The organism is Streptomyces griseoruber, assembly GCF_001514205.1.
GTDB classification, from domain to species: Bacteria; Actinomycetota; Actinomycetes; order Streptomycetales; family Streptomycetaceae; genus Streptomyces; species Streptomyces griseoruber.
Window position 1 is genome coordinate 16,714 of sequence record NZ_KQ948781.1, and the last position, 25,076, is coordinate 41,789.

A 25,076-nucleotide genomic window follows, 5' to 3' on the forward strand; every position below is an offset into this window, starting at 1 on the left:
ACGAGGTCACGCCTTTCGTTCAGTGGCAACGGAGCCGTAAGACGCCTCCTGGAGTTTTTGTTCGACTTCGGCTTCGGTCGGCATCGCCTCGGAGCAGGCCAGCCTGCCCGCGACGATCGCGCCGGCGGCGTTGGCGAAGGACACCGTGCGCCGTGTGTCCCACCGGGACAGCAGGCCATGGCAGAGCGCCCCGCCGAACGCGTCCCCGGCGCCCAGACCGTTGACCACGTGGACCGGAACCGGCGCCACCTCCACGGCGACCCCGTCCTGGCCCATGGCCAGGACCCCCTTGGGGCCCTGCTTGACCACTGCCAGCTCCACACCCGCCGCCAGCAGCGCCTTCGCCGCAGCGTACGGTTCGCGCTCCCCGGTAGCGATTTCGCACTCGTCGAGATTGCCGACGGCGACCGTCGTGTGCCGCAGTGCTTCCGTGTAGGACGACCGTGCCTGATCCGCGTCGGCCCAGAACATCGGCCGCCAGTCCAGGTCGAAGACCGTGGTTCCCGCCTTCGCCCGCGCTTCGAGCGCCGCCAGCGTCGCCGCCCGGCTCGGCTCCTCACTCAGCCCGGTCCCCGTGATCCAGAAGACCGCTGCCTCCCGCACCGCCTCCAGGTCCAGCTCCCCCGGCTGGATGTCCAGGTCAGGAGCCTTCGGCAGGCGATAGAAGTACAGCGGGAAGTCGTCCGGCGGGAAGATCTCGCAGAACGTCACCGGTGTCGGCGCCACGCCCGACGTGCCGACGAAACGGGGATCGACGCCGTATCCCCGCAACGCGGCGCGCACGAACTCCCCGAACGGGTCGCGGCCGGTCTTGGTGATCACGGCCGCCGTACGCCCGTAGCGCGCCGCGGCGACCGCGACATTGGTTGGACTGCCGCCCAGGTACTTGCCGAATGAGGTGACCTCGGCCAGCCCCACCCCGGTCTGAAGCGGATACACATCCACTCCCGTCCGGCCCATGGTCAGCACTTCGAACGGCATTGCTGGTTTCCTTTCCCGTCCCGATTTAGAGCGCTTTAAAGAGAGGTCGGACAAAACCCGCTCAGGCGTCGGCCTGGAGTTGGGCGAGTTCGGCTTCGAGGTCGGCCATGGCTTCGCCGCCGGCCATGAGGTCGGTGATCTCCTCGCGGGTGCGTTCGCCCTTGCGGAAGTCGTCGGCCTTCTGGCCGCGGATGAGGACGGCGAAGTGGTCGCCGACCATCATGGCGTGGCGGACGTTGTGGGTGACGAGGATGACGGCGACGCCCTTGGCGCGGGCCTGCATGATGATCCGCAGGACGTGGGCGGCTTCCTTGACGCCGAGGGCGGCGGTGGGTTCGTCGAGGATGAGGACGTTGGCGCCGAAGTAGACGGCCCGGGCGATGGCGAGGGCCTGGCGCTCACCGCCGGACAGGGCGCCGACGAGGCGGTTGCCGTCGGTGACGCGGGTGATGCCGAGGGACTGCATCTCGCGGACGGCGATCTCGCCGGCCAGCTTCTTGTCGAAGAGCTTGAACGGGCCGAAGCCCTTGGTGGGTTCGGCGCCGACGAAGAAGCAGCGGCCGACGCCCATGAGCGGGAAGGTGCCACCGAACTGGTGCACGGTGGCGATGCCCTGGGCGCTGGCGTCGCGGGGGCTGTCGAACTCGACGCGTTCGCCGTTGATCTCGATGGTGCCGCTGGTGGGCTTGTGGAAGCCGGAGAGGATCTTGATGAGGGTGGACTTGCCGGCGCCGTTGTCGCCGAGCAGGCAGAGGACCTTGCCGGCTTCCACTTCGAGGGAGATGTCCTGGAGGGCGTTGGTGCCGAGGAAGGACTTGCTGACGTCGGCGAGACGGAGCAGGGGTGTGGTCGTCATGGGGATCAGACCTTCTTCGCGGAACGGGGCTTGTAGGACAGGGCCAGGCGGCGGAAGGTGTTGTTCATCAGCACGGCGGTGAGGATGAGGACGCCGAGGATGAGGCTGGCCCAGTCGGAGTTCCAGCCGGTGTAGTAGATGCCCTGGTTGACGATGGCGAAGGTCAGCGTGCCCAGCGCGATGCCGATGACGGAGCCGTAGCCGCCGGTGAGGAGCACGCCGCCGATGACGACGGCGATGATGGAGTTGAAGACGAAGGACTGCCCGTTGGCGACCTGGGCGCCGTTGTAGAGGATGGTCTGGATCACGCCGACCAGTGCGGCGCCGAAGCCGCTGGCCATGTACAGGGCGATCTTCACCTTCGTCACCGGGATGCCGGTGGCGCGGGCGCTCTCCTTGTCGCCGCCGATCGCGAAGATCCAGTTGCCGTACGGCATCATCTGGAGCACCACCGAGACCAGCACCGCGATGCCGATCCACCAGAAGATCGCCACCTCGAACTGCCCGCCGATCAACTGCCCGAACACCGCCTTGGAGAACGGGTCGGGGCTGATCGCCACACTCGTCGTGCCGGTCGCGACGCGGGACAGGCCCAGGGTCAGACCCGCGACACCGGCCATCGTCGCCAGCGTGACGACCAGCGACGGGACGTTGGTGCGGGTGACGATGATGCCGTTGAGCAGGCCGATCAGCAGGCCGAGACCGAGGGCCAGGACGATGCCGACGATCATCGGCGCACCCCAGTGGCCGGAGACGATCGCCAGTGTCATCGAGGAGCCGGCGAGGACCGAGCCGACGGAGACGTCGAGTTCGCCGGCGATCATCAGCAGCCCGACGGGGATGGCGATGATGCCGAGCTCGGCGGCGATGTTCAGCCAGCTCGCCGCACCCGCCGCGGCCAGGAACTTCTCACCGCCGAAGATCGCGAAGAAGACGAAAACACTGATCGTTCCGATGAGTGCGCCCGCCTCAGGGCGGTGCCGCAGCCGGCCCAGGGGGCTTTCGGTGCGCTTGAGTGCGGAGACGTCGGGCGCCGACTCGGCCGTCGTCTCGGCCGTGATGCCGACCGTGTCGGGAAGAGAGGAAGTCATCGGTCTGGTGTCACCTTCGTGAATCTCGGTTGGGGGTTGCGAGCGGGGGCCTCGGGCACCAGGTCCATACCGGGTGCCCGACGTGCGGACCCGGCGCCCGAGGTGCTCAGCGGACGCCGGCCGCGGTACCTGCGATGGCTGCGGCGACGTTGTCGGAGGTGACCAGGAGCGGGCCGGTCAGAAGGGGGTTCTGGGGCGGGATCACGCCGTAGGAGAGGTACTGGTTGGCTATGGAGACGGCGTAGAAACCCTGCAGGTAGGGCTGTTGGTCGATGGCGAACAGCTGCTTGCCGGCCTTGATCCGGTTGAGCTGGCTCGTCGACAGGTCGAAGGTGCCGAGCTTGACCTTGTCGCCGGCCTTGGCCTGTTCGATCGCGGAGGCGGCGCTGTCCGCGTCCTGGACACCGATGGTGACCAGGGCGTCGACGCTGCTGTCCTTGAGCAGTGCGCCCTTGATGGCCTGGGTGACGGCGGAGGGGTTGCCGAAGTTCGAGGAGGGCAGCGGCAGCTGCTTGGAGGTGGCGCCCTTGCTCTTGGCGCCGTCGGCGATGCCCTTGCACCGGGCCTCCGAGTTGGCCGCGCCCGGCACCGTGTTGACGCACAGGATGTTCTTGGCACCGGACTCGGCGAACTTCACGCCGCCGGCCTTGCCGGCCTCGTAGTCGTCGGAGCCGATGTACTTGAGGCCGCCGGTACGCCGCGCCGCCTCGACGCCGCCCGAGTTGTAGACGAAGACCTTGACGCCCTTGGCCACGGCCTGCTTGATCGCCGCGTCCTGGCTGTCCGGGACCCAGTCGGGGACGACGATCGCCGAGGGGTTCTGGGAGAGCGCGGTCAGGGTCAGCTTCGCCGCATCGGGGCCGAGGTTGTCGTAGTTCTGCGGACCGAGGAAGGTGACCGAGCCGCCGCCGGCCTTGACCACCTTCGCCGCGTCCTCGCCGCCGCGTTTGACGGCGGACCAGAACGGGTCGTCGGCCTTGCCGCCGATCACGTAGACGGAGACCTTGCCGTTGCTCTTGGCGCCCGAGTCCGAGCCGGCCGCGGCAGACGCTGTCGCCGTGCCCGCCTTGTCGTCGGTCGCCTTGCCGCTGGCGCAGGCGGTCAGTGCGGAGGCGGCCAGGGTGAACAGGCCGACCGTGGCCAGCAGTCTGCGGGGAAGACGGCGACCGTGTGGCCGACGGGTATGGGTGCGTTCCATGTGCTGCGGTGCTCCTTCGTGGCGATCGGCGCGGGGAGGACGAGGCGCCGGGGACGATCGTGCGGCGGTTCTTCGGGACGTCGGTGCGGCCGGAAACCGGTGCCGCCGCGGCTCTGGCGGTGCCGATCGTGATGCGGGGTCGCGGTGCGCGATCGGAGAAAAGCGGGCGTGGACGGGCGGGATACGGACCTCTGGAATTCGGCGGAGGAATTCCCGGGGAGACGGACCGTATTGCCGTTCGAGCCTGGCCCCTCTGCGGGGTTTTTCCTCAGGTCAAGGACGGTGGCAGATGGGTGTGGACGAGGCTTGCCGGGCGGCGGACGCCTCACGCTCAAGGATCTTTTAAACCGCTTTAAGCGATGGCCAGAGCATGCTTGCGTTTCGGGCGTGTGTCAAGGGTTTGACGCGCGACCTTCAGCTCCCGATATCTTTCCGTGACCCCTCGAATGATGCAATGGCCACGTATATCGGCGTGCGGAGAGGCGGGTGTGACAAGCCTTGGTCAGCGTGGCTCGGAAGTGGTGCCGCGCGCGATCAGGACGGGAGTGAGGACGATCTCCCGAGGGGCGGTGCGGCCGTGGTCCAGGCGTTCGACGGCAGCGGTGACGGCCTGCCGCGCCTGTTCCTCGGCGTTCTGGCTGACCGTGGTGAGGTCGAAGGAGGCGAGCCGGGAGAGGGTGTCGTCGTCGTAGCCGGCGACGGAGATTTTGCCCGGGACGTCGACTCCGGCCCGCCGGAAGGCGGTGAGCATGCCGATGGCGCACTGGTCGTTGTAGGTGACGACGGCGGTCGGCAGGTCGCCGCTTTCCAGGAAGTGCCGGGCTGCCAGCTCGCCGGCGTGTTCCGTGGCTCCGCCGTGCAGGACCCTGATGTGGGCGTCGAGGGTGTTGCGGCGCATGGCGGAGCGGTAACCGCGGCGGCGGTCGGTGACGATGACGCCCTTGCCGCCGTCGACGTAGACGATGGAGTGGTGACCGAGCTCCACCAGATGGTCGACGACCTGGCCGACTCCGACGTCGTCCGCAGTGCGCACGACGTCGAGGCCGGCCTTGATGATCCGGCGGCCCAGGGAGATGACCGGCGCCCGGCGGGCGAGCTCGGCGAGTTCGGCGTCGGCGGACTCCGAGCCGAGCAGGATGAGCGCCTCGCACCGGAAGGCCAGGAGGGTCTCGATCGCGGTGCTCTCGGTCCGGGTCCGGGTCCGGGTGCTCAGGACGAGGTCGTACCCGATCTCCTCGGCCGCCGTGTGCAGGTGCTCGACGAGCTCCGCGTGGAACGGACTGTGGACGTCGATCACCACGCCGAGGAGCCTGCTGCGGCGACTGGCCAGCGTGCTGGCGGTGCGGTCCGGGCGGTAGCCGAGGTCGGCCGCGGCCTTCAGGACACGCTGGCGGGTGCGCTCGCTGGGTCCGGGAACACCGCGCAGCACCAGAGAGACCGAGGCGGTGGAGAGACCCACCCGCGCGGCGACGTCCTCCAGTCGGGGACGAGGGGATGCGCCGTTGCCGCCGGCGGGGCCGGCGCTCTCGAAGTCGCCCACGTCACCTCCTGGTGGGTTTGGGGTCATACCCTTGACGCATGCCAGTGGCGGTGTTGATGATAGCAGTGATTAAAGCGTTTTAATTCATGGAATGGTGGCGTAGCCCCACATGCCACGACCACGGCGCACCGGGCGCCTGAAGGGGAGGCCCATATGCCCACGGCCGGGCACTGTCGCCGTTCGGCGGCCACGAACCGGAACCGGGCTGTGAGTTCGCGACGGCCGCCCTGACGCCCCCGATCCTCGCCTCTCCGCCCCGCACAGTGAGGTGCAAGCACCATGAACCAGTTCCCCGCACGTTGCCTCCGCAGAGTGGCGCCGGCCGTTGCCGCGGCAGCGCTGGTGCTTGCAGGCTGCTCCAGCGCATCCGGCGGCAAGAAGGCCGAGCAGTCCGCCGCCCAGGCTTCGGTCGGGAAGGCCGACACGCCCCGTATGACGGTGGCGATGGTCACCCATGCGCCGTCCGGTGACACTTTCTGGGACACCGTCCGCAAAGGCGCCGAGGCCGCGGCCGCCAAGGACAACATCAAGCTGATCTACTCCAACAACGAGACGGCGTCCGATCAGGCCGCCCTGATGCAGAACGCGATCGACCAGAAAGTCGACGGCATCGCGGTCACTCTGGCCAAGCCGGACGCGATGAAGGGTGTGGTCGCCAAGGCGGAGCGGGCCGGCATCCCGGTGGTCGGCTTCAACGCAGGGCTGTCCGTCTGGAAGGAACAGGGCTTGCTGGAGTTCTTCGGTCAGGACGAGTCGGTCTCCGGCCAGGCTCTGGGGACCCGCCTGAACGGCGCCGGCGCCAAGCACGCCCTGTGTGTCATCCAGGCCCAGGGCGACGTGAATCTCGAACAGCGTTGCGCGGGCGTGAAGAAGACCCTCGGCGGCAGGACGGACATCCTCTACGTCAACGGCACCGACATGCCTTCGGTGAAATCCACCATCGAGGCGAAGCTCGCCCGGGACCGCTCCATCGACTACGTCGTCACGCTGGGAGCCCCTTTCGCGCTGACGGCGGTGCAGTCGGTCTCCGAGTCAGGCAGCAAGGCCAAGGTCGCCACGTTCGACCTCAACAAGGAACTGGTAACGGCCGTCGAGAAGGGGGCCATCCAGTTCGCCGTGGACCAGCAGCCTTACCTACAGGGTTACTTGGCGGTCGACTCGCTGTGGTTGTACAAGACCAACGGCAACTACATGGGCGGCGGCGAGGAGCCGGTCCTGACCGGTCCTGCCTTCGTCGACAAGGCCAACATCCACTCCGTCGCTTCCTTCGCGGCCAAAGGTACGCGCTGAGTGCGGTGTGCCCGTGACGGGCAAGCTTTGTCTGCGATCCGTGTCGGCGCTGGCAGGCGCGGACAGGCTCAGTCTCCAAGGGGCAGAAGGTCGTGGATGTTCAAGCTGCTGGCTTTGAACTTGTCCGCGTCGACTGCGTCGGCGAGGCGGACCGCCAGGGCGGTGAGGATGTCCAGCAGTGGGCGGTGTCGGCGGTGCGGTTTGGCATAGCGGAAGTTCTTCAGGACCTCATGGATCTGGTCCATCTGTCCGCCTTGAATGACCCAGGGTGCGAAATGCCGTTCTCCCTGGGTCACGAGGCACCAGACGAACGTGGAGGCGGCTGGCTGCTCCGAGGCGGTGAGGATTCCCCTGCCTCGGACCGGTGGTTCTGGCAAGCAGCGTGAGATGGCTTGCCAATCTGCGTCTGATAGCTGCCACTTGCGCATGCGTGCTCGACGCCTTTGATAGTTGACGAGGTGTTTCGCCGCTTCGAGTTCGGCGGTCAGGCCAGCGAGGGCTGCGTCGAATAGTTCCGGGTTATCGGTGTTTCGTTGCCATCGTCCGAGGGCGGTTGCGGCACCGGGCGCGTGGTGGGGGCGGTGGTGTCCGAAGAATTCGGGTGCGCTGCTGGCGGGCTGGCCGGTCGCTTCCTGGTAGAGGCGAACGCAGATGGCGCGCCGGAAGACCCGCGGGCTGATGCCGGTGAGGTCCAGATGCCGGAAATGCCGGTCGAACCACGGGGCCGTACTTCCTCCGGTGTGCGATGGTCTGTCGCCGGGTGAGGCTGGTGGGTTTGATGAGGATCAGCGGATCGAGGGTCAGCCGGAGCCTTTGCTGGATGGGCGGCTGGTCCAGGAGGTAGCGGCGGCCCCAGACGGTCTTCCATCCGAGGTCGCCCATGCTGAGGAGAACTGGCCGCAGAAGATCGATGGCCTCGGCAGGGCTGTGCTGGTCGGTGATGCGTACTGCGGCTTCGAGGAACCCTGCGCAGGCGCGGGATTCGTCGCTCGAGGTGGTGGAGGAGACAAGGTCGCTGCCTGCTGGCCAGGTGAGAGACAGCAGTGAGGTGAGCCATCGAATCTGCGTGAAGTACTGCTCCGGCGGGATCGGCTCTCCCAGGCTCTGAGCTGTGCCGGGACCGTCCGGTCTCAGGAGCGCGGCCAGGCGCTCTTGGAGGACGAGCTGCTCGTGAGCGGGTGGTGGGCCCTGGACGCTGGCAGTGGTGTCGAGCCGTGTCCCGCAGCTGGGCGGATCGAAGGGCCTTTCGAGAGTGGGGAGGGTGGTTCGGCACTGCAGGGGGTGGAGCCTGTGGTCCTTGATCCGAGGCAGGAGGCGGGCGCCCGAGCCCGGCGCGAAGTGGACAGGCTGCTGGCAGACCGGGCAGAGGTGTTCGAGGAATACGCGCTGGCGCATGCAGGCGAAGACGGGCGGGAGGCGCCAGCTGCGTCGCCATGCCCCGCCGTGCTCGTTCTGGATGGTGCTGCCGTTGCTGGCGAGGCATTGAGGGCAGTAGCGGGTCGAGGTGGTGAACAGCCACCGTTCCGTTCTGATGACCTTCCTGCCATCCATCGTGCGGGCTTTGTCCGCGAAGGCCGGCGCCGCGTAGGGATAGCGCTCTTCGAAGGCGCTCAGGCAGAGCGCCGCGGTCTCGCTCGGAGTGAGACGGGCGGCCGTGCTGAACACCGCGGCGGTGTCGGCATCCAGGTGGACCATGGAGCTCAGGCGGGGCCGTGCCTCACTGCGGTCGGTCACGGTCAGGCCGGTGAGGAACATGACGCGGGCGGGGGTGTGTTCCAGCCGGTGCGAGAGGCGCAGAAGGTAGCCAGGCAGCGACTCGTCTTCGAGAGGGTCGAGGCTGAGCGGCAGTGGATCACGGAGCATCGTCGGGTGTCCCCTTGCTCTCAGCCGGCGGCCGAGCCGGGCAGGCCACGGTCGTCGAAGACGTTGTTACGCGGACGTTTGCCGACGGGCTTCGGCTTCGTCTCCGCGGGGGCTTGGGAACGTCGGGAACCTCTCCCGCGTCGGGCAGACGACCTGCGGGATTGCCGAGATTGATGTCGATCTCGTCGAGCAGCTCAGTAGTGAGCCGTTCGTCGCCGGAGTCGATGGCCTGGGTGCAGCCGTCCTCGATCAGCCGTTCCAGCAACCCGACGATGCCCCGGGTGCGGCGGAAGAGGTACTCGGGCATGACGCCCTCCGTCAGCATCCCGGCCTCCGCGCGGAAGAGCCGGACCTGGTCTTCGATGCCAGCAAGGTGCTGGATCCAGGCGTCGGTGGACTCGGCGGTGTCGTAGCTGAACGGGACGACGACCTGCTCACGGCGCGGTTGCCGGTGGCGTACGACCTGCTGGGCATGGCCGGGCTGCTGTTCGTGCACTGGCGGGCGGCGCTCGGCGGACATGCCTCGATGCACGAGGAGACCCTGCCTGACCGGTCGTCCACCTGGGCCGCCGTCGCCGTCGTCGCGCTGTGGGCCGTGGCCCGGTTCGGGGCGGTACCCCGGACCTCGCATCCGCACCCGTTGGCCCGGATCGGCGGCCCGGCGATGGCCGCCGCGATGGCGCTGATGCTCCTGACCTGACCTGTTCCACCGACGAACAAGGAGAGCCGCACATCATGAGCACCTACGAACTCACCCAGCGCGTAAGGGACTTCATCTCCAGCGGCCCCAAGAAGCTGCTGATCGACGGGGAGCGGGTGGAAGCGCCCGGCGGGCGCCGTCTTCGCCACCCACGACCCGGCCACCGGCGAGAAGGTCACCGATGTGGCCCATGGCCCGGCCGAGGACGTGAACCGGGCCGTCGCCACCGCCCGCCGCGCCTTCACCGAGGGCCCGTGGAGCAGGATGACCCCCTCCGAGCGGAGCGGGCTCGTCTGGCGGATCGGTGACCGGATCCTCGAACGGGCCGCGGACTTCGCCCAGTTGGAGGCGCTGGACAACGGCAAGTCCGCGGGCGTGGCACAGGCGGTGGGCGTCACCTGGGCGGCGGACATCTTCCACTACTACGCGGGCTGGGCCACCAAGGTCGAAGGGCGGACCATCCCGGTGTCGGTGCCGTGGGTGCCGGGCGCCGAGTGGCACGCGTACACCCTGCGCGAGCCGGTCGGGGTCTGCGCCCAGATCATCCCGTGGAACTTCCCGCTGCTGATGGCGGCGTTCAAGGTGGCGCCCGCCCTGGCCACCGGCAACACCGTGATCCTCAAACCGGCGGAGCAGACCCCCCTGACCGCCCTCCTGCTGGGCGAGATCATCCAGGAACTCGACGTCCCGCCGGGTGTGTTCAACATCGTCACCGGCTTCGGCGAGGCGGGCGCCGCCCTCGCCTCGCACCACGACGTGGACAAGGTGGCGTTCACCGGTTCCACGGAAGTCGGCAAGAAGATCGTCGACGCGGCGCGGGGCAACCTGAAGAAGGTCTCCCTGGAGCTGGGCGGCAAGAGCCCGAACATCGTCTTCGCGGACGCCGACCTGGAAGCGGCGGTGTCCGGTTCGGCGGGCGCCTGGCTGTTCAACCACGGCCAGTGCTGTGTCGCCGGCACCCGTCTCTTCGTCGAGGACAAGATCTTCGACGAGTTCACGCAGGCCGTCGCCGACTTCGCCGCCCAGGCGAAACTGGGCCCCGGCCTCGGTCCGGCAACCGAGGTCGGCCCGCTGATCGACCAGGACCAGGCCGACCGCGTGACCGGTTACCTGCGGCAGGGCCTGGCCGACGGCGCCCGCGCGCTGACGGGTGGTGGGCGGCACGGCGACACGGGGTTCTATGTGCAGCCGACAGTCCTGGTCGACGTGAAGCCCGAGTTCAGTGTCGTACGGGAGGAGATCTTCGGCCCGGTGGTCGTGGCACAGCCCTTCTCCACCGACGACGGCGTCGTCCGCCAGGCCAACGACACCGACTTCGGCCTCGCCGCCGGCGTCTGGACACGCGAACATCTCCAAGGCCCACCGCACCGCCCGCCGACTCAAGGCCGGCACGGTCTGGGTCAACACGTACAACGCCTTCGACACGGCACTCCCCTTCGGCGGGTACAAGCAGTCCGGTTGGGGGCGGGAACTCGGCGAGGGCGCCATCGATCTCTACACCCAGGTCAAGGCCGTGAACATCCAGTTGTGAGGGGGGTGCGCCCGTCGGCGGGGCTTGGTGGCACGGCCTCGCCGACGGGCGCGAGCGGGCCGTGGTGTCGGCCGTGTACTCCGGCGACGGCTCCCTCCTGGCCGAGGCCCGCTTCCAGGTCTTGGGCGGTCGGCAGCCCACTGAGACTCCCCCGAGCCTCCGAGCCGACGGCGTGCCCATAGCGTGCCCGTAAGACCGGTCAATCACGGTCACCAGCGGTGCGATGCTGCGCTCCCGGGCGCCACGCCAGAGCACATAGGACCAGCTCAGAAGGCATCCGGCTCTCCAAGCGCCGTCGCTTCCCAAGCTGAGAGCGCGAGTTCGATTCTCGTCACCCGCTCCCTGATGAAACCCCAGGCCAACAGCCTGGGGTTTGTTTGTTGTCCGATCCCATTCAGGGGCTCGTTCGGGACCGCCGTCGAAGCCGGATGGGAACAGTCGATCAGTACCTTGCCGTCCGGAACCGTCCGGGTCACCGAGTACAGCCGGCTTCGCGGCCCCGCACCACCGCTGGACGTGCTGCCGCAGGTCGGCCGGCGGCGTGGCCGTCCCGGCGTGGTGCCTACGCTTCTTGGCGGGCCGGAACCACCGGCAGCACGATGCGGGAGGGCCGGGCGGGGTCGTGGAAGACCTGCTGGCGGGCCACTCGGGCCGTGGACGCGCTCTCCTCGGGTTCGCCTGTGTTGAGGTTGCGGTCCCAGCGGGGGAAGTTGCTGGAGGTGACCTGGACCCGTATGCGGTGCCCTGCCCGGAAGGCGATGCTGGTCGACCACAGGTCCACGACGTGCTCGGCCGGCTCAGCCGGGGTCGCCCGTACCCGCACGATGCCGTCGGTCACATTGCGGGAGACGCCGTGCTCGTCGACGTCACACAGCCGTGCCACCCAGTCGGTCGAGGGCCCGTCCGTGGCGGCGAAGAGCACGGCCTTGACGCGGCCGGTCACCTCTATGTCCTCGGTGAGGGGTTCGGTGGTGAAGACCAGGACGTCCTCACGCGCCTCCACGTCCCTCTGGTCGAGAGGCCCGGGACGGAACTCGTCGGACATCAGCAACGCGCCGCCGGTGGTGGGCACCGGGTCCATGGGGTCGTAGGTGAACTCCTCGGCCTGCTCGGCGACAGCGGGCGGCTCCTGCGTCAGGCGTCCGTCGGCGCGCAGGTGGAAGTCCGTGTCCACGGCCCGCGACAGGGGCCATTCCGTCTCCTCGCGCCACTGGTTGACGCCCATGACGAACAGCAGCACCCTGCCCGTGTCCGGCTCCAGCGCCTCACCGTCGCCGATCGTGCGCTGGAACCAGTCGAGCTGGAGGCCGTGCAGGGGTCCGCGCATGCCCATGAAGGCGGAGTTCGCGCCGAACCCGAAGTTGACGTCGCCGATGACGTGCTGCTGGTTGGTGTGACTCCACGGACCCATGATCAGCGTGGCGGACCGGCCGGCGCGGCGCATGGCGGTGAAGTTGTCGAGTGTGCCCTGGGTGAAGATGTCGTACCAGCCGCCGACCTGGAAGGTGGGCAGGTCGACCTCGTCGTGCCGGCCCGCGACACGGCAGGACCGCGCCCACTCGGGCTCCCGCCGGGACCTCTCGTAGCCCAGCTCGGGAAGGTCGTGCCGGACGAACGCGGGGAACCGCCCGGCAGGCAGTTCGCCGTAACCGCCGTCGGCCAGGCCGTCGAGATCCTGCACGAGTCCGCCGAGGCTGCTCACGAGCGTGGCCGGGTCGGTGCTGTGCCGGCGCATCAGCGCGTCGGCGCCCATCATGAGGGACCAGGGCGCGGTGATGCCGAGTTCGATCGCGCCGCCGCGCGTCCACAGTCCGTCGTCCGGTTCGGACCACGTGACCATCGGCGCGATCGCCTTCAGCTCCGGCGGCTTGGACAGCGCCGCCATCCACTGGGTGTTGCCGAAGTAGCTGGCGCCGATCATGCCGACGGAGCCGTTCGCGCCGGAAAGGGCGGCGGCCCACCGTACGGTGTCGTACCCGTCGCTCTCCTCGTACGTCCACGGCTCCCACTCACCCTCGGAGGCGAACCGGCCGCGGGTGTCCTGGAGGACCACCATGAAGCGACGCCGAGCCGCCGCCAGCGGATCGAGGAGGGCGATCGCCAGGGCCATCTGCTTGCCGTACGGCAGTCGGCTCAGCAGCACCGGCCACGGCCCCGCGCCCCCGGGCCGGTAGACATCGGCGCGCAGCACGGTGCCGTCTCGCATCTCGGCCGGAACATCGAACTCGACCTGAATCTCTGCCACGCGCTGCTCCTTTGCATGCACGACGCTGTCAGACGCATGCTCGAACCTGGTCCCCGTCCCCCACTACACCCGAACGGGGGTGACTACAGCGCCCTCAGGGCGGTCACGCCACCGCGTTCAGCAGGTCGGCCAGCACGTCGGGCCGTTCCAGGGCGATGAAGTGGCCTGCTCCCGGCACCTGCGTGAAGTCGGCGGCCGGCAGCAACTCCTTGTCGGCTTGCCGGTCCGAAGGACGGGACCAGTCCTTCTCCCCGTAGACGAGATGGACGGGCGCCTTGACCTCTCGGTAGCGCGAGCGGGCGGCGATGAGGCTGGGCAGGCTCTGGTACACGGCCCGGGCGACGCCCGGGTATCCGGGACGGCGGCCCAGCGGTCATTGGTCAGGTAGCTACCGAATTCACGGTCGGCGGACTCTGTATCAGCTCGGCGGTAGGCGCGGGTCTAGCAACCGGAGGTGTAGGTTTTGGCGCTGCGGCAGGCTGTGGTGCCATCGCCGGAGCGGCTGGTGCAGCCGTGGGTAATGCGCTGTCGGACAGCGCCGATCACAGTGCTGTGGGCCAGCTCGGTGACATGGCCGAGGGCGCCATATGGGGTGCTGCGGGCGGTGGCGTGGGATACGGCCTCGGAAAAGCCTCCAGTCTGCTTGCCAAATGTCACAGTTTCCTTCCAGGAACTGGCGTTCTCCTTGCGGATGGCACGAAAAAGGCCATCGAAGACGTCGTAGTCGGCGACATCGTCCTCACGACGGACGCAGAAACTGGCGAAACCGTCGGGAAGAGGGTCGTCAACACCATCACCACGGAAGACGACAAGGACTTCACCGAGATCGTCATATCCGTGGACGGCAAGTACTCCAGCATCGTGGCCACGGACACCCACCCGTTCTGGGTCCCGGACCTGAAGAAGCGGGTCAAGGCCGGTGAGACGATCTCGCCGTGGCTGGTGTGATCACGGCGTCGGAGCCGTCCTGGATAGCCCCGTTCACCGAGCTTCTTCGAGCTGGCCACCGATCAGGTGACGGTCCTCGAAGCGCAACGAGCGAGGCCCCCGAGCTGTTGATCGAGATGTCTGACGTCTCAACCACGCTGCTCGGGGGCCTCGTTGGTCATCTATCCTGCCGCACTCGACCTGAGCGGGAGGCTGAGGACTCCGCGGTCGTGTCCGACGATCAGGTCTGGACCCGCGGTGGCCACACAGGTGAGCGCCGCATCCAGGGCGATGTGCTCCACCGCGCCGGTCTCCGGTTCCCATACCCGCAGTCGGTGGCCGTGACGGGTGCTGGTGACCAGGACCGTGCGCCCGTCATGCGCGGTGGTGGCGGTGATGACCGGTAGGCCGGCGGTGCCTGTGGAGGCGGGCAGACCGTCGCCGATCGGGGCGCCGGTGGCAAGGTCCCACAGCATGACCACGCCCTGGTCGTCTCCCGTGGCCAGCACGGCTCGGCCGGGTGTGGGAACAGTCGCCACAGCCGCCACACGGTGGTCGGCATCGGCGAGCGCACGCGCGCTCAGCTGCACGGCCGCGCCCGGCTCCCAAGGGTCGTCGACGGCTGGATCCCACACGTGGAGGCGGCCCGCGGTGTCCGAGGCCGCGATCAACGTGTGGCCGGCGGAGATCGAGACGGCGGCGATCGACTGGATCGGACTCCCGTAGGGGTTGAGGCGCCCCACGCACTCACCGGTGTCCGGATCCCACAGCCGGACCGCGCCTCGGGGGGTGGCGGTGACGAGCAGGGTGCGGCCGTCGGGGATGGTCGCGGTACACATCCCGGTCACCCCGCCGGGCCAGTCCCCGGCCGGTTCGCGAACCGGCTGCCCGGTGACCGGGTTCCACACGGCGATTGTCCCGGTGTCGCCTCCGCTCGCCAGCAGGACGCGGCCGTCGGGCAGGGACAGGGCCGTCATCGAACGGATACGGTCAGGATGTCCTGGCAGCGGGTCATGGATGAGTCGGCCGTCGGCCACGTCCCACAGGCACACCTCGCCCCTGTCCCCGGCGCCGGCCACGAGCGTTGACCGACCGGGGCGGGACACCACCGCCAGTGCGTTGACACCCCCGGATGAACCGGGCGCGGAATCGAAGAATGTCGATATACGGCCCCAGGGTGTGCCGTCGGCCGCGAGCACCGCGTTCCCGTCCTGCCGGAACCGAGTCGCCGCTTCACCCGATCGCCCGGCCGCCGCCGACTCCACCACGGCAGCCGACCCATCGGAGTTCGTCCACGCCTTAGTCGGACGGTGCTGGGGGCGCGCACTGTCCGGGTTCTCCGCCAGGCCGTCGGCGATCGTCCAGGTCCGCTCGCAGTCCCAGCAGCGGAAGTGTCCGGTGAGCAACATCAGTTTGCGGGCCCATTCCCTCCCGGCCCACTGCGGGCTGCCATTGACCGCGACCATGCCGGCGACCAGGCACAGGACGGCCTGCCCCGGCGTTTCGCGGGGTACCCCGGCCGCCGCGACCTCGCGTGCCACCCGCAGGAAGGGCTCCCACCCCTCTCCCAGCGCCTCGTCCTGCAACGCTGCGGCGACCTCGCCCCAGGGCTGCTCTCCCTCACGGACATGAGCGGGATCAGGCAACTCCGGAGCCTCGAAAGACGGACGCACCGGGTCCACGAAGAAGTCGGGGATCTCGGTGTCGCTCTCACACCCGGGACACACCAGCTGAAGGCCGCTTTCCCGGGGATCGTGAAGCCGCCATAGCGCTTCGCCCGTGTGGTGACCGGCGAAGGCCACGCAGGAGAGCACGAGGTGGGCGCAGACCTGCGCGGGAACACCAGCGGAAAGGAGGCTCCGTGTGGCCGCCCCCTCGGCCGCCCGCAGTGCGGCGCTGAACCCTGCCTCGAGATCGGCCGGGACGGGGGGCCTGTCCTCTGCGGTCACGATGCATCCCAGGTCCACCCAGAAGTCCACGGACTGCCCCGGAGGCAGGGCCGCTGCCGCCTCGACGAGATGCGGCAGGGCCGCGTAGGCGCCGTCGGAGACGGTCCCGTCGTCCAGCAGACCAGCGGCCAGGCAGGTCCAGGTCTGTCTCCACGCATCGCCGTCCTCGGTGGCAGCCGCGGAGGCCAACTGCTCCAGGAGTGCTTTCACCTCCTCGGCCTTCACACCGTCAAGGTCACGCCAACGAGGGCTGTGCAAGGGCAGCTTCGGAATCATGGAACAAGTCTCGCAATCGGCACTGACAATCAGGGGGCTCGGCGTCCGACAGCCTCTTGCTCAGCTCATCATCTGATCGACGACCACTGCCACTGAACGGGGCACGATCCGCTCCAGGACCGGCAGAACGGGATCCCAGCCGCCGAGAACCACCACCTGCGCGGCGAGCCTGCAGGCACGGGACGGCTCGGACAGCTCCACGAGTGCGGCCAGTGCGCGGGCTCGTGTCCCGCGGTGGGCGATCGAGCGGGTGAGAGTCTCGGCCCGGCCCGGATCGCCGTGCCGGGCCAGCTCCCGGGCGACCGCGAGCAGTGCCTCGCCCTGTGCCCAGCGGTCGTTGATCGCGTGGGCGAGAGCCCCGGCCCGGCCCGGATCGCCGCGCCGGGCCAGCTCCCGGACCACTTCGATCAGAGCCCTGGCCCGTGCCCGGCGGTCGGTGATCGCGTGGGCGAGAGCCACGGCCCCGCCCGTGTCGCCGGAGCGGGCCAGCTCCCCGACAATGTCCGCCTGCCGCGCCACGGACAGAACGGGGTCGAGCCGGTCGGTGAGGGACATGGCCCGCTCGACCTGCCCATGCCGGGCCAGCAGGAGTGTCACGGACCTCAGCAGAATGTCGTGATCACGGCCGTCGCCGGTCTCGAGCAGTGTTTCGGCCCGGTCGGCCAGGGCCAGGGCGACGTCCTGGCCGGCGGTTTCGGCGACCGCGTCCAGCACACAGGCCATGTCCCAGGCGCCGAGCGGGGATCCGGTGGAAAACGGGCCAGCGGCGGTCTCGTCCAGGTCTCCTTCCAGGACCATGTCCTGGTCGCCGGCCTCGCCGAGCGCCCACCCGCATACCGTGCCCCCGGCCCCGACGGCGGGTCCGGGCGGGGGCTGCAGGAGAGCGTCGAGCCGGTCGAGGTCTCCCCCGAGCGCCTCGCGGGCCAACACCACCGCCAGGGACCGCGGCTTGGACCACCCCGCCGGGTTGCGGGACCGGGTGATGTCCTCCACGCGATCGGCGAGTGCGGCGGCCCGGTCATGGTCGCCGGTGGCGACGGCCACCTCCACGAGGAGGGCGAGCACCTGTTCCGTCCCGTCGACAGCGCAGGAACTCACCTCGTCGTCGGCGCGAGCGGCGAACCTGAGCGTCTCATCGATGTCGCCGCTGTCCGCCGCCGCCTTCGCCAGCAGGGCCCAGGCCCACCCCCGGTTGTGCGGGTAGCGGATCCGCTCCGCCAGAGCGACAGCCCTGGCGCGCTCACCGGCACGGGCCCACCTCGGCACGAGGGCGACCAGTGCCTGGTCCCGCAGCTGCCGCAGGGGAATCGACTCGGCCAGCGCCTGAGCGCCGCCCAGGTCTCCCGCGCCCGCCGCGGCCTTCACCAGCTCCACAAGCTCCGTACCCTGCTTGAGCTCGTCACTGATCGTGTACGCCAGCTCAGCCGCGCGGACGAGGTGACCGGTGCGGGCGAGCGCCCTCGGGAACCACCCACTGGTGAGATCGGTGCCCGGATCCCGGCCCACCGACAGCCGCAGCAGGGCCAGCAGGCAGGGCTCGAACCCCCCTTGCAGGATGTCCCTTCCCACGTCCTTCTCCGGTGCCAGGCCGCGACGTCGCTCCCGTTCCCGCATCATGAAAAGCTCTGGCCCCCACTGGGCCAACCCCTCCGGCATGCCTGGTGCCCCCTGGTATAGCCCCCGGCTGCGCACCCGCGCAGGCGGCCCAACAGTACGGTGGGACCCCGTCGGATCACCACGGAGATCCGCTCACCATCCGGGCGGCCGATGCCGTACGGCCGCGACGGCAAGAGCCCATCGGGGCAGGCCGTATGGGGTACGCCAGGAGCGACGAAGGGCCCTGGCCCGGTCTTGGACCCGGGCCATGCGGCTGGGGCCAGGGTAGTTGATGGTGTGTCGCGTGCCGCTTCGTAGGCGGTGGGACTGCGTTGTCCGAGGCTGGAATGGCGGCGTCGGGTGTTGTAGCGGTGCAGCCAGCGGAACAGGTCGAGGCGGGCTTCGTGCTCGTCGGCCCAGGAGCTGCGGCCCTGGAGCGTCTCCCTCTTGCAGGTCGCGTCAAAGGACTCGGCGAGTGCGTTGTCCGCCGGACTGCCGACGGCACTCCTGCTCTGGATGACGCCCGCCCGGCCGCAGGCGTCGGCGAAGGCTCGGCTGGTGTCCTGACCGGGTTCAACCAGTCGTAGCAACACTCCTGATCAGAGAGGTGTGTTGTGGGAAGAGGAATCCCCGCCGCACCGGCCTCGACGTCAGGTATCGGCCGACAGCCGGCAGCGCCGGGAACTTCTCCCTTGGCACGGTCACGTTCGCAGCCGCCTGTCGGCTGAGGTCGAGCGCCAGCGGTGTGAACTGGCCTTCCGTGCGGAACAGCTCGGGGCCTGTGCGGACTGCGTCCACGTGGAAGGCCAGGTGGTCCACGTCGTGCCACAGCCACATCGCACCGACGTACAGACCGCTGCCGGGCGTCCGCGGCGGGGTGAACTCCACAACCCCGAGCCACCACCCGTGATCATCAATCCACAGCCGCGACCGCCCTCGTTGGGTCAGTCCGAGCGGCTTCAGGGACTCCCGCGCCGCTGACGTGACGATCCGGAGGACCGCACTGCGATCTGCCATGTCCGGCACTATCGACCGTCCCACCGACACCACCATCGGTCGTGCTGGCACACCATGCACAGAGCTGTTCAACGACACTGAGCGTTACCGCTCCACACCGGGGGTTGAGGAACAGCGGACGCGTTCGCCACCGGTCCGTATCGACCGCGAGTGCTCCGGCCGGCACCGGCCACTCCGACACTGGGCGAACTCAGCGCCGTGCAGCACCAGCCCAGCGCCGCTACCTGCCGGAAGATCATGCTGAGGTCTACCGGACGTCACCTGAGCCCAGCACAATCGCCCGTATGACGATCACCACGAGCGCCGCGCCGCCGCCCACGCACAACAGGCCCGTCGCGCTCGCCCGGGGGTTCCTCACGGGTGGCGTGACGGGGGCGTCCCTGGCGGCCGTCGTCGTCGGGATCGTCACTGAGAACGAGCCGCTGATCGTCGGGGGCGCGTGCCTGCTCGCGGTCTACGTCCTGATCCGCCACCTCGCCGGCCTGCCGAGACGCGCCCGGGAAGCGGCGGTCCCGCCGCACCTGGCCCTCGCGATGATCGAGAGCCTGGAGGCCGTCGGGGGTGAAACGAGCGACATACCGGTGAAGTTCGACCTCACCGTCGCACCGGACGACGCACCGGCGTACCGCGTCGAGTTCACGCAGGACATCAACCTCGCTGACCTGCCCGACTACAGGCCGCGCGGCATCCTGGTCGTCCAGTACCCGCCGGACCGGCCGCTGAAGGTGAGGATCGTCAAACGACCGACACCGGACTGGGAGGAACGGGCCGCCTCGGCCCGCCTCGACTCGGCACCCGGACCGGCCCGGGCGAGCGACCCTTGGGAAGGCTGCGGTGCCACCCTGGTCGGGTTCCTCGGTTTGCTGCTCGGCGCGGCCCTGGTCGTCCTGTTGTTCCGCGCGAACCTGTTCGACCAGGACGACTCCGACACCGCGCGGCCCTCGGTCTCCTCCTCCAGCACCTCCTCGTCGTCCACGACCACCGTGTCGTCGGCGTCCGGCACGGTGGCCCTCGGCCCCGGTCAGTCCTTCCTGGACGAGGGCAGGTTGGGCCGTTCCGTCGCCGCGCTCGCCACGGGCGTGGACAAGCAGCGGGCGCTCACCGTCGTCGTACAGGAACGCCTGCTGACGGTCGTCTTCGCTCCCACCGGGACCCAGGCGGCCTCCCGACTCGACCTGGATTCCCTGCCGTACGACCGTGTTCCGGCCCTGGTGAAGGAGGCCACGACCACGCTCGGCGTCGGCTCCCCGCGCACCTGGCAGCTCACCGCCGACCGCCTCACCGGCGCGGTGGCCCTCAGGATCTCCGTGACCGGCTCCGAAGGCACCGCCTATCTGGAGGCGGACGGGCAGGGCAAGGTCGTACGGCGCGTCCCGGCAGGAGGCTGATCCATGGACCGGCATGTGTATCTGGTGCTGTGGTGCGGGGTGTTCGGCGCGTGGGCACTGGTCGGATACGGGAGGTCGCTGGCCGGGATGACCCGGGCGCAGCGGACGGTCCGGGCGACGGGACGGATCGAGCGGGTGGACGAGCCCCGGCACGGAAGCTCCCCGAGCGACGGGATAGCCGTGGTCGTCTCCTTCCAGGACCCGTCCAGCGGGCAGGAGTTCACCGTCACCAACGAGGGTGATCGCGGCGAGAGGATCAGCGTGGCCTGGACGGGCCGGGAGATCGGGGTCCACTATCCGCGCGGCAGACCCCACGCCTTCCGGTTCACCAACCACCTCTCCGAAGGCGGGCGCGGCCTCGGCTGGGCGAACTTCGCGCTCTTCCTCGTCTACGCAGGTCTGGTCGCCGTCGCCGCGATCGACTGGGGCTGGCCGTGGGCGCTGCTCGGCTTCGGCGGGCCCTGGGCCCTCTCCGGCCTGTACCACCTGCCCGGGAACATCCGTGACAGGAACCGCCGTATCGACCAACTGGCAGCCATGGTCGCCGTATCCGGCCGTGTCGTCGCCGTCCTCAAGAGCGTCACCGTCGACTCCAACGACGGCCACACCCTGACCAACCTGATGCCGGTCGTCACCTTCACCACCCTCGACGGCAGGGAGGTCACGGCCTACTGCGAGTCCGGAATCCCGGACCCCGCCAGATCACGGGGCCTGAACCTCACGATCCACTACGCCCCCGACGACCCGGCCCTCTTCGTCCTGGACGTCGAGGCCGAACGCCGCTCCTGGAAGCGGGACATGGTCGTCAACGTGGTGGGTGTGCTGGTCGTGGCGGCGGCGGCCGTGGTGGGGGTGGTCGCGCTGTGACCCGGGAGCCGGACTGTCTTCCCGCCTTGGAGCCGCTGACGTTCGACTACGAGAACCTGCATCTGCGCGTGGACCGTGGGGTGTTCGAACTGTTCACCGTGGGCAGATCCGAGCTCCGGGTGCCGCTGCGGTGGCTCGGGGCACTGGTGCACTACAAGAAGCCCGCCCGGCCCGGCCAGTTGTTCATCGGCACCGTACGCGATCCGGGCGCCGTGCTCTACGGCACCGACCAGGCCGCCTTCCGGTACAGCACCTCGCCCGCGTGCCGAGTACCGCCCGGCGACGGGCCGTTGTTCCGCGCGTACTTCAGGTACAGAGGAGGACACGTGCAGCACATGCTGCGGCGTGGTTGCTCGAAATCGCGCTTGCTCTTGCGGTGTTCGGCCCGGACGTGGTCCGCGGGTGCCGTCGGCTTCTCACGGCCGGGGTCCGGATCGGCATCGCCCAGCTCACCAGCGGCCGCACTCCGGCCCGCGCCTCCGAGACCCAGCGGGAGGCATCGTGAGCAGCGACATGGGCCAGGAGGAGACAGGCGGCGCCGTGCGGGTGCCGCACGCGGTGCCCATCGACCAGGGACATGACCGCGCAGATGGCGTACTGGGCTTCCACCAGCGGCGCCGCACCGACTACATGCGCTACGCCTACCTCCAGCTCGGCTCGGACGCCGACGCGAAGGAAGCCGTCGACCTGACCTTCGACGCGGTCATGGACTGCTGGCCGCGCATGCTCGAGACGGAGAACCTGGAGGGCTACGCCTGGACCATCCTCAAGCGCCGCGTCATCGACATGCGCCGCAAACGCCGGCGCCGGCCCGAACTGATGGAGGCCGCCGCCTTCGAGTTCGCCGTCGCCGACCACATCGAAGACCCCTACGACGCACTGACCGACGCCATCGCCCTGAACGCCGCCGTCGCCTCACTCAGCGAGCGCCAGCGCGACGCGATCCTGCTTACGGCATGGGCTTCACCACTGCCGAAGCCGCCGACGTGATGGGCAACGAGGAAGCCACCGTCCGCTCCCCACTCCGCACCGGCCGCGAACGCCTCGTAACCCTGTCGTCAACTGCCATCGGATCCCATTGGATCCGAGTCGTCGTCAGGCCCCGAAAAGTGGGGTTCATCGGACGTCCGCCCCACCTGTCGTCATTCGATCGTTTGCCGACAGAGAGGGCGGCCGGGGCGAGGGTGCGGCCATTCGGGCAGCGGTCTGTCCTGGACGACGTTCTTCATGACCAGGTGGAAGTCAGGCGTTGGACGCCTGGGAGTCGGACGAGCTGCTGGTCGTAGAGCTGCTGTGCTGATCCGAGCCCTCAGCCCGAACCGGCGACCAGTGCCTCGCCGAGCGGGGTGCGCCGGTAGAGCACCGACCGTCCGGACCGGGCGCGGACGAGCAGCCCCGCGCCTCGCAGGATGGAGAGGTGGTCTCCTACCGCGCCGGGTGCCATGGCGAGGCTTCGGGCGAGGTGGCTGGTGCTGGCCGGGGCGTCCAGCGCCAACAGCAGCCGTGCTCGGGCCCGGCCGACCAGAGCAGTCAGCGCGTCCGGTTGGGGGGTGGTCTCCTGTTCGCCCCACAGGGCGGCGGTGCCGCGGGCACGATAGACCAAGGTCCTGGGCCAGGGGGCTTCCAGGTGGGCGGCGATATGCCCGACGAAGACCGAAGGGATGAGCAGCAGCCCGTCGCCGGTGAGGCGGACTGTTCCGCCTCGGAAGAAGCCGACCTCGATACCACCGGCGCGCCAGGCGATGCCCGGGTGCAGGCTCTCGATGGTCGTGGCCCATCCGTGTTCGCCGATCACACCCACCCGGTGCACGACATCGCGCTCACAGATCGCGCGCAGTTGTGGCCAGTCCGCGGCGAGCATCTCGTGCCATGCCCGGTCCATCGCCTCGGCGATCCTGGAGACGGCGTCCGGCGAATCCAGCACCGCGCGTACGCGGGGATCGCGGGCAGACGGGCCGGTCGCGGTGGTGGCGAATTCGTGGCGGGCCGCTTCCAACGGTGTGGCCCGGATCATGGCCAGGTCGTCCGCCCAGGTCTGGTTGAGGCCGCGCGGAGGCGGGGCGACGAAGTTCGGTCCCGATTGCGGGGCCTGCAGAGCGAGGGCGGCGTCCAGTTCGGTCTCGCGGCGAAGCCGTTCAAAGGCCGGCATGAGCCGGGCGGCCCAGGCTCGCGGCAGCGGCTGGCCCTGGCCGATGAGCGAGCGCAGCAGCAAGCAGAGGTCCAGCGCGGGCGACAGCGCGAAGCGGCTGCGCAGCAGGTCCTCGACGGAGACTTCGAAGCGCAGCACTCTGCCATGCTACCGCGGGACATTGTTCCGATTCGTCCAGCGACGAATCATTGGTGAGTGGCGTGGGCGCAAGGCGAGGCTGCGCGTCATGACCCCAACCGCCGAGCCCGCGCAGGGCAACCACCGTGCCACCTACCGGGAGGTGCTGGCCGAGCCACGATTCCGGCTGCTCTTCTCAACCCGCACCGTCGCGATCACTGCGGACGCGCTGCGGATCACCACGTTCTCGGTGCTGGTCTTCTCGGCCACCGGCTCCCCGCTGCTGAGCGCACTGGCCTTCGGCATCGGCTTCATCCCGCAACTGTTCGGCTCGCTGCTGCTGGGCTCACTGGCCGACCGACTGCCGCCCCGCGCGCTCATCACCGGCGGCTACGCCTTGATGTGCGCCGCCGCCCTGCTGCTCGCCCTGGTGCGGATGCCGATCGCGGCAAGCCTCGGTGTCGTGGCGCTGGTCGCCCTCGCCACACCGGTGTTTCACGGCGCGTCGAGTCGGCTGGTCGCGCAGTCGCTGGAGGGCGACGCCTATGTACTGGGCCGTTCACTGAACAACATCGCTGCCTCCGGCGCGCAATTGTCCGGTCTGGCGCTGGGAGGTGCGGTCGTCGCGGTAGTCGGCCCGCACCGGGCGCTCGCGGTCAGCGCCGCGCTCTACTTCGGCTGCGCGCTTGCTGTCCGCATCCGGCTACCCCGGCTGCAGCCCGGAGAGTTCGGCGGCACACCTGGCAGCGCTCGGGGCGATGGCGGGGCCGTCCGGGCAAGCCTGCACGGTGCCGGCCTGCTGCTGCGCGGACGCACGGTGCGACGACTGATGCTGGCCCAGTGGCTACCGCCCGCGTTCGTAGCGGGCGCGGAAGGCCTCATCGTCGCCTACGCAGGAGGACGCCACTTCGCGCCCGGCTGGTACGCGGTGTTGATGGGCTGTCTGCCGGTCGGCATGCTTGTCGGTGACCTTCTGGTGGGCCGACTGCTACGACCGCCCACCCGGGAGCGACTGGTGGTCCCGTTGATTGCGCTGATGGGACTGCCGCTGGTCGGCTTCGCTGCCGAGCCCGGAGTGGGCGTCTCGTCCTGTCTGCTGCTGCTCTGCGGCTTCGGATTCGCCTACGGCCTCGGCCTGCAACGGCCGTTCCTGGACGCCCTGCCGCAGGATGGTCAGGGCCAGGCCTTCGGTCTGCTCGGCTCCGGCAGCATGACGCTGCAGGGCGTCGGGCCGGCCTGCTTCGGCGCGGTGACCGCAGGCATCGGAACGGGCGGCGCAATCGCCCTGGCAGGCGGCAGTGCGGCGCTTACCGCCGGCTGGATCCTCACCTGGCTCCCGCCCACCTCCCCCGCGCCCGTCCCGAACTGCTCAACGGGATCAGAGAACGGCACCGAACAGCATGCGTGTAGTTCTCCTGCACAGTAACCGTCGTAGGCCGGGTCGGCAGCCGTGAGCCGTCACGCACCCCACCCTCACCCGTCTCTCCGACAGCCA

Annotated in this window: 22 protein-coding genes and 1 pseudogene; 8 read left to right on the top strand and 15 right to left on the bottom strand. The window is 69.3% G+C overall.

From position 1 onward, the window contains the following. Positions 1–6: 6 nt before the first annotated feature. From iolC to AQJ64_RS36565, 5 genes are all read right to left on the bottom strand, one after another. Positions 7–981: a 5-dehydro-2-deoxygluconokinase gene (gene iolC / locus AQJ64_RS36545; protein ID WP_055631840.1), complete on the bottom strand. Its 975-nt coding sequence runs from the start codon at positions 979–981 to the stop codon at positions 7–9. 61 nt (positions 982–1,042) lie between these two features. Next, positions 1,043–1,837 carry an ATP-binding cassette domain-containing protein gene (locus AQJ64_RS36550; RefSeq protein WP_055631839.1) on the bottom strand — a complete coding sequence of 265 codons (795 nt, stop codon included), beginning with the start codon at positions 1,835–1,837 and terminating at the stop codon, positions 1,043–1,045. A gap of 5 nt (positions 1,838–1,842) precedes the next feature. Next, the gene (locus tag AQJ64_RS36555) at positions 1,843–2,928 is read right to left on the bottom strand and encodes an ABC transporter permease (RefSeq protein WP_079062148.1); all 1,086 of its coding nucleotides are present in this window, start codon (positions 2,926–2,928) and stop codon (positions 1,843–1,845) included. 106 nt (positions 2,929–3,034) lie between these two features. After that, positions 3,035–4,126, bottom strand: a complete 1,092-nt coding sequence (locus tag AQJ64_RS36560; RefSeq protein WP_055631838.1) for a sugar ABC transporter substrate-binding protein — start codon at positions 4,124–4,126, stop codon at positions 3,035–3,037. Between the two features lie 502 nt (positions 4,127–4,628). Further along, on the bottom strand, positions 4,629–5,666 hold the full coding sequence (locus tag AQJ64_RS36565; RefSeq protein WP_055631837.1) for a LacI family DNA-binding transcriptional regulator: 1,038 nt from the start codon (positions 5,664–5,666) through the stop codon (positions 4,629–4,631). A gap of 279 nt (positions 5,667–5,945) precedes the next feature. Here AQJ64_RS36565 and AQJ64_RS36570 point away from each other — a divergent pair, with 279 nt between their 5' ends. Then, a complete protein-coding gene (locus tag AQJ64_RS36570; RefSeq protein ID WP_055631836.1) occupies positions 5,946–6,956 on the top strand; it encodes a sugar ABC transporter substrate-binding protein in 1,011 nt (336 codons plus the stop codon). A 68-nt stretch (positions 6,957–7,024) separates the two neighbouring features. Here the strand turns inward: AQJ64_RS36570 and AQJ64_RS49290 are convergent, their stop codons facing one another. The 3 genes from AQJ64_RS49290 to AQJ64_RS49295 form a co-directional block, all read right to left on the bottom strand. Further along, the gene (locus AQJ64_RS49290) at positions 7,025–7,201 is read right to left on the bottom strand and encodes a hypothetical protein (RefSeq protein WP_157880821.1); all 177 of its coding nucleotides are present in this window, start codon (positions 7,199–7,201) and stop codon (positions 7,025–7,027) included. 274 nt (positions 7,202–7,475) lie between these two features. Beyond that, positions 7,476–8,819 (bottom strand): TniQ family protein, encoded by a 1,344-nt coding sequence (locus tag AQJ64_RS36575; protein WP_055631835.1) that lies wholly within the window; start codon positions 8,817–8,819, stop codon positions 7,476–7,478. Then, a complete protein-coding gene (locus tag AQJ64_RS49295) occupies positions 8,809–9,126 on the bottom strand; it encodes a hypothetical protein (protein ID WP_157880820.1) in 318 nt (105 codons plus the stop codon). Before AQJ64_RS49295 ends, AQJ64_RS36575 begins: the two co-directional genes overlap by 11 nt. 66 nt (positions 9,127–9,192) lie before the next feature. Between AQJ64_RS49295 and AQJ64_RS36585 the strand changes: the two genes are divergently transcribed. Together AQJ64_RS36585 and AQJ64_RS36590 are read left to right on the top strand one after the other, a co-directional pair. Beyond that, a complete protein-coding gene (locus tag AQJ64_RS36585; protein ID WP_157880819.1) occupies positions 9,193–9,519 on the top strand; it encodes a hypothetical protein in 327 nt (108 codons plus the stop codon). A gap of 183 nt (positions 9,520–9,702) precedes the next feature. Further along, positions 9,703–11,232: an aldehyde dehydrogenase family protein gene (locus AQJ64_RS36590; protein ID WP_425315622.1), complete on the top strand. Its 1,530-nt coding sequence runs from the start codon at positions 9,703–9,705 to the stop codon at positions 11,230–11,232. 380 nt (positions 11,233–11,612) lie between these two features. On the opposite strand, the gene AQJ64_RS36595 is transcribed toward AQJ64_RS36590, so the two are convergent. Further along, positions 11,613–13,295 (bottom strand): CocE/NonD family hydrolase, encoded by a 1,683-nt coding sequence (locus AQJ64_RS36595; protein WP_055634012.1) that lies wholly within the window; start codon positions 13,293–13,295, stop codon positions 11,613–11,615. Positions 13,296–13,398: 103 nt separating this feature from the next. Beyond that, positions 13,399–13,665 (bottom strand): annotated as a pseudogene (locus AQJ64_RS36600) (alpha/beta fold hydrolase); the annotation flags it as partial. A 143-nt stretch (positions 13,666–13,808) separates the two neighbouring features. Here AQJ64_RS36600 and AQJ64_RS36605 point away from each other — a divergent pair. Next, entirely contained in the window at positions 13,809–14,243 is a 435-nt protein-coding gene (locus tag AQJ64_RS36605; protein ID WP_055634010.1) for a Hint domain-containing protein, read from the top strand. Positions 14,244–14,404: 161 nt separating this feature from the next. Here the strand turns inward: AQJ64_RS36605 and AQJ64_RS36610 are convergent, their stop codons facing one another. The 4 genes from AQJ64_RS36610 to AQJ64_RS36620 form a co-directional block, all read right to left on the bottom strand. Further along, complete coding sequence (locus AQJ64_RS36610; RefSeq protein WP_055634009.1) at positions 14,405–16,396, bottom strand: WD40 repeat domain-containing protein; 1,992 nt, start codon at positions 16,394–16,396, stop codon at positions 14,405–14,407. A gap of 111 nt (positions 16,397–16,507) precedes the next feature. Beyond that, on the bottom strand, positions 16,508–18,016 hold the full coding sequence (locus AQJ64_RS49300) for a hypothetical protein (RefSeq protein ID WP_157880932.1): 1,509 nt from the start codon (positions 18,014–18,016) through the stop codon (positions 16,508–16,510). A 44-nt stretch (positions 18,017–18,060) separates the two neighbouring features. Continuing rightward, entirely contained in the window at positions 18,061–18,636 is a 576-nt protein-coding gene (locus AQJ64_RS52495; RefSeq protein ID WP_099053956.1) for an integrase core domain-containing protein, read from the bottom strand. Further along, positions 18,617–19,060, bottom strand: coding sequence for a hypothetical protein (locus AQJ64_RS36620; protein WP_157880930.1), 444 nt, complete (start codon positions 19,058–19,060; stop codon positions 18,617–18,619). Before AQJ64_RS36620 ends, AQJ64_RS52495 begins: the two co-directional genes overlap by 20 nt. Positions 19,061–19,344: 284 nt before the next feature. Here AQJ64_RS36620 and AQJ64_RS36625 point away from each other — a divergent pair, with 284 nt between their 5' ends. The 3 genes from AQJ64_RS36625 (at position 19,345) to AQJ64_RS48555 (ending at position 22,305) form a co-directional block, all read left to right on the top strand. Continuing rightward, complete coding sequence (locus AQJ64_RS36625; RefSeq protein WP_055634006.1) at positions 19,345–20,448, top strand: hypothetical protein; 1,104 nt, start codon at positions 19,345–19,347, stop codon at positions 20,446–20,448. Between the two features lie 3 nt (positions 20,449–20,451). Continuing rightward, positions 20,452–21,315 carry a DUF3592 domain-containing protein gene (locus tag AQJ64_RS36630; RefSeq protein WP_055634005.1) on the top strand — a complete coding sequence of 288 codons (864 nt, stop codon included), beginning with the start codon at positions 20,452–20,454 and terminating at the stop codon, positions 21,313–21,315. A 501-nt stretch (positions 21,316–21,816) separates the two neighbouring features. Beyond that, positions 21,817–22,305, top strand: coding sequence for a sigma-70 family RNA polymerase sigma factor (locus AQJ64_RS48555; RefSeq protein ID WP_063788720.1), 489 nt, complete (start codon positions 21,817–21,819; stop codon positions 22,303–22,305). Between the two features lie 319 nt (positions 22,306–22,624). On the opposite strand, the gene AQJ64_RS36640 is transcribed toward AQJ64_RS48555, so the two are convergent. After that, positions 22,625–23,602: a winged helix-turn-helix domain-containing protein gene (locus AQJ64_RS36640; protein ID WP_055634004.1), complete on the bottom strand. Its 978-nt coding sequence runs from the start codon at positions 23,600–23,602 to the stop codon at positions 22,625–22,627. 88 nt (positions 23,603–23,690) lie between these two features. On the opposite strand from AQJ64_RS36640, the gene AQJ64_RS36645 reads away from it, so the two are divergent. After that, complete coding sequence (locus AQJ64_RS36645) at positions 23,691–25,007, top strand: MFS transporter (protein ID WP_055634003.1); 1,317 nt, start codon at positions 23,691–23,693, stop codon at positions 25,005–25,007. Positions 25,008–25,076: the final 69 nt, after the last annotated feature.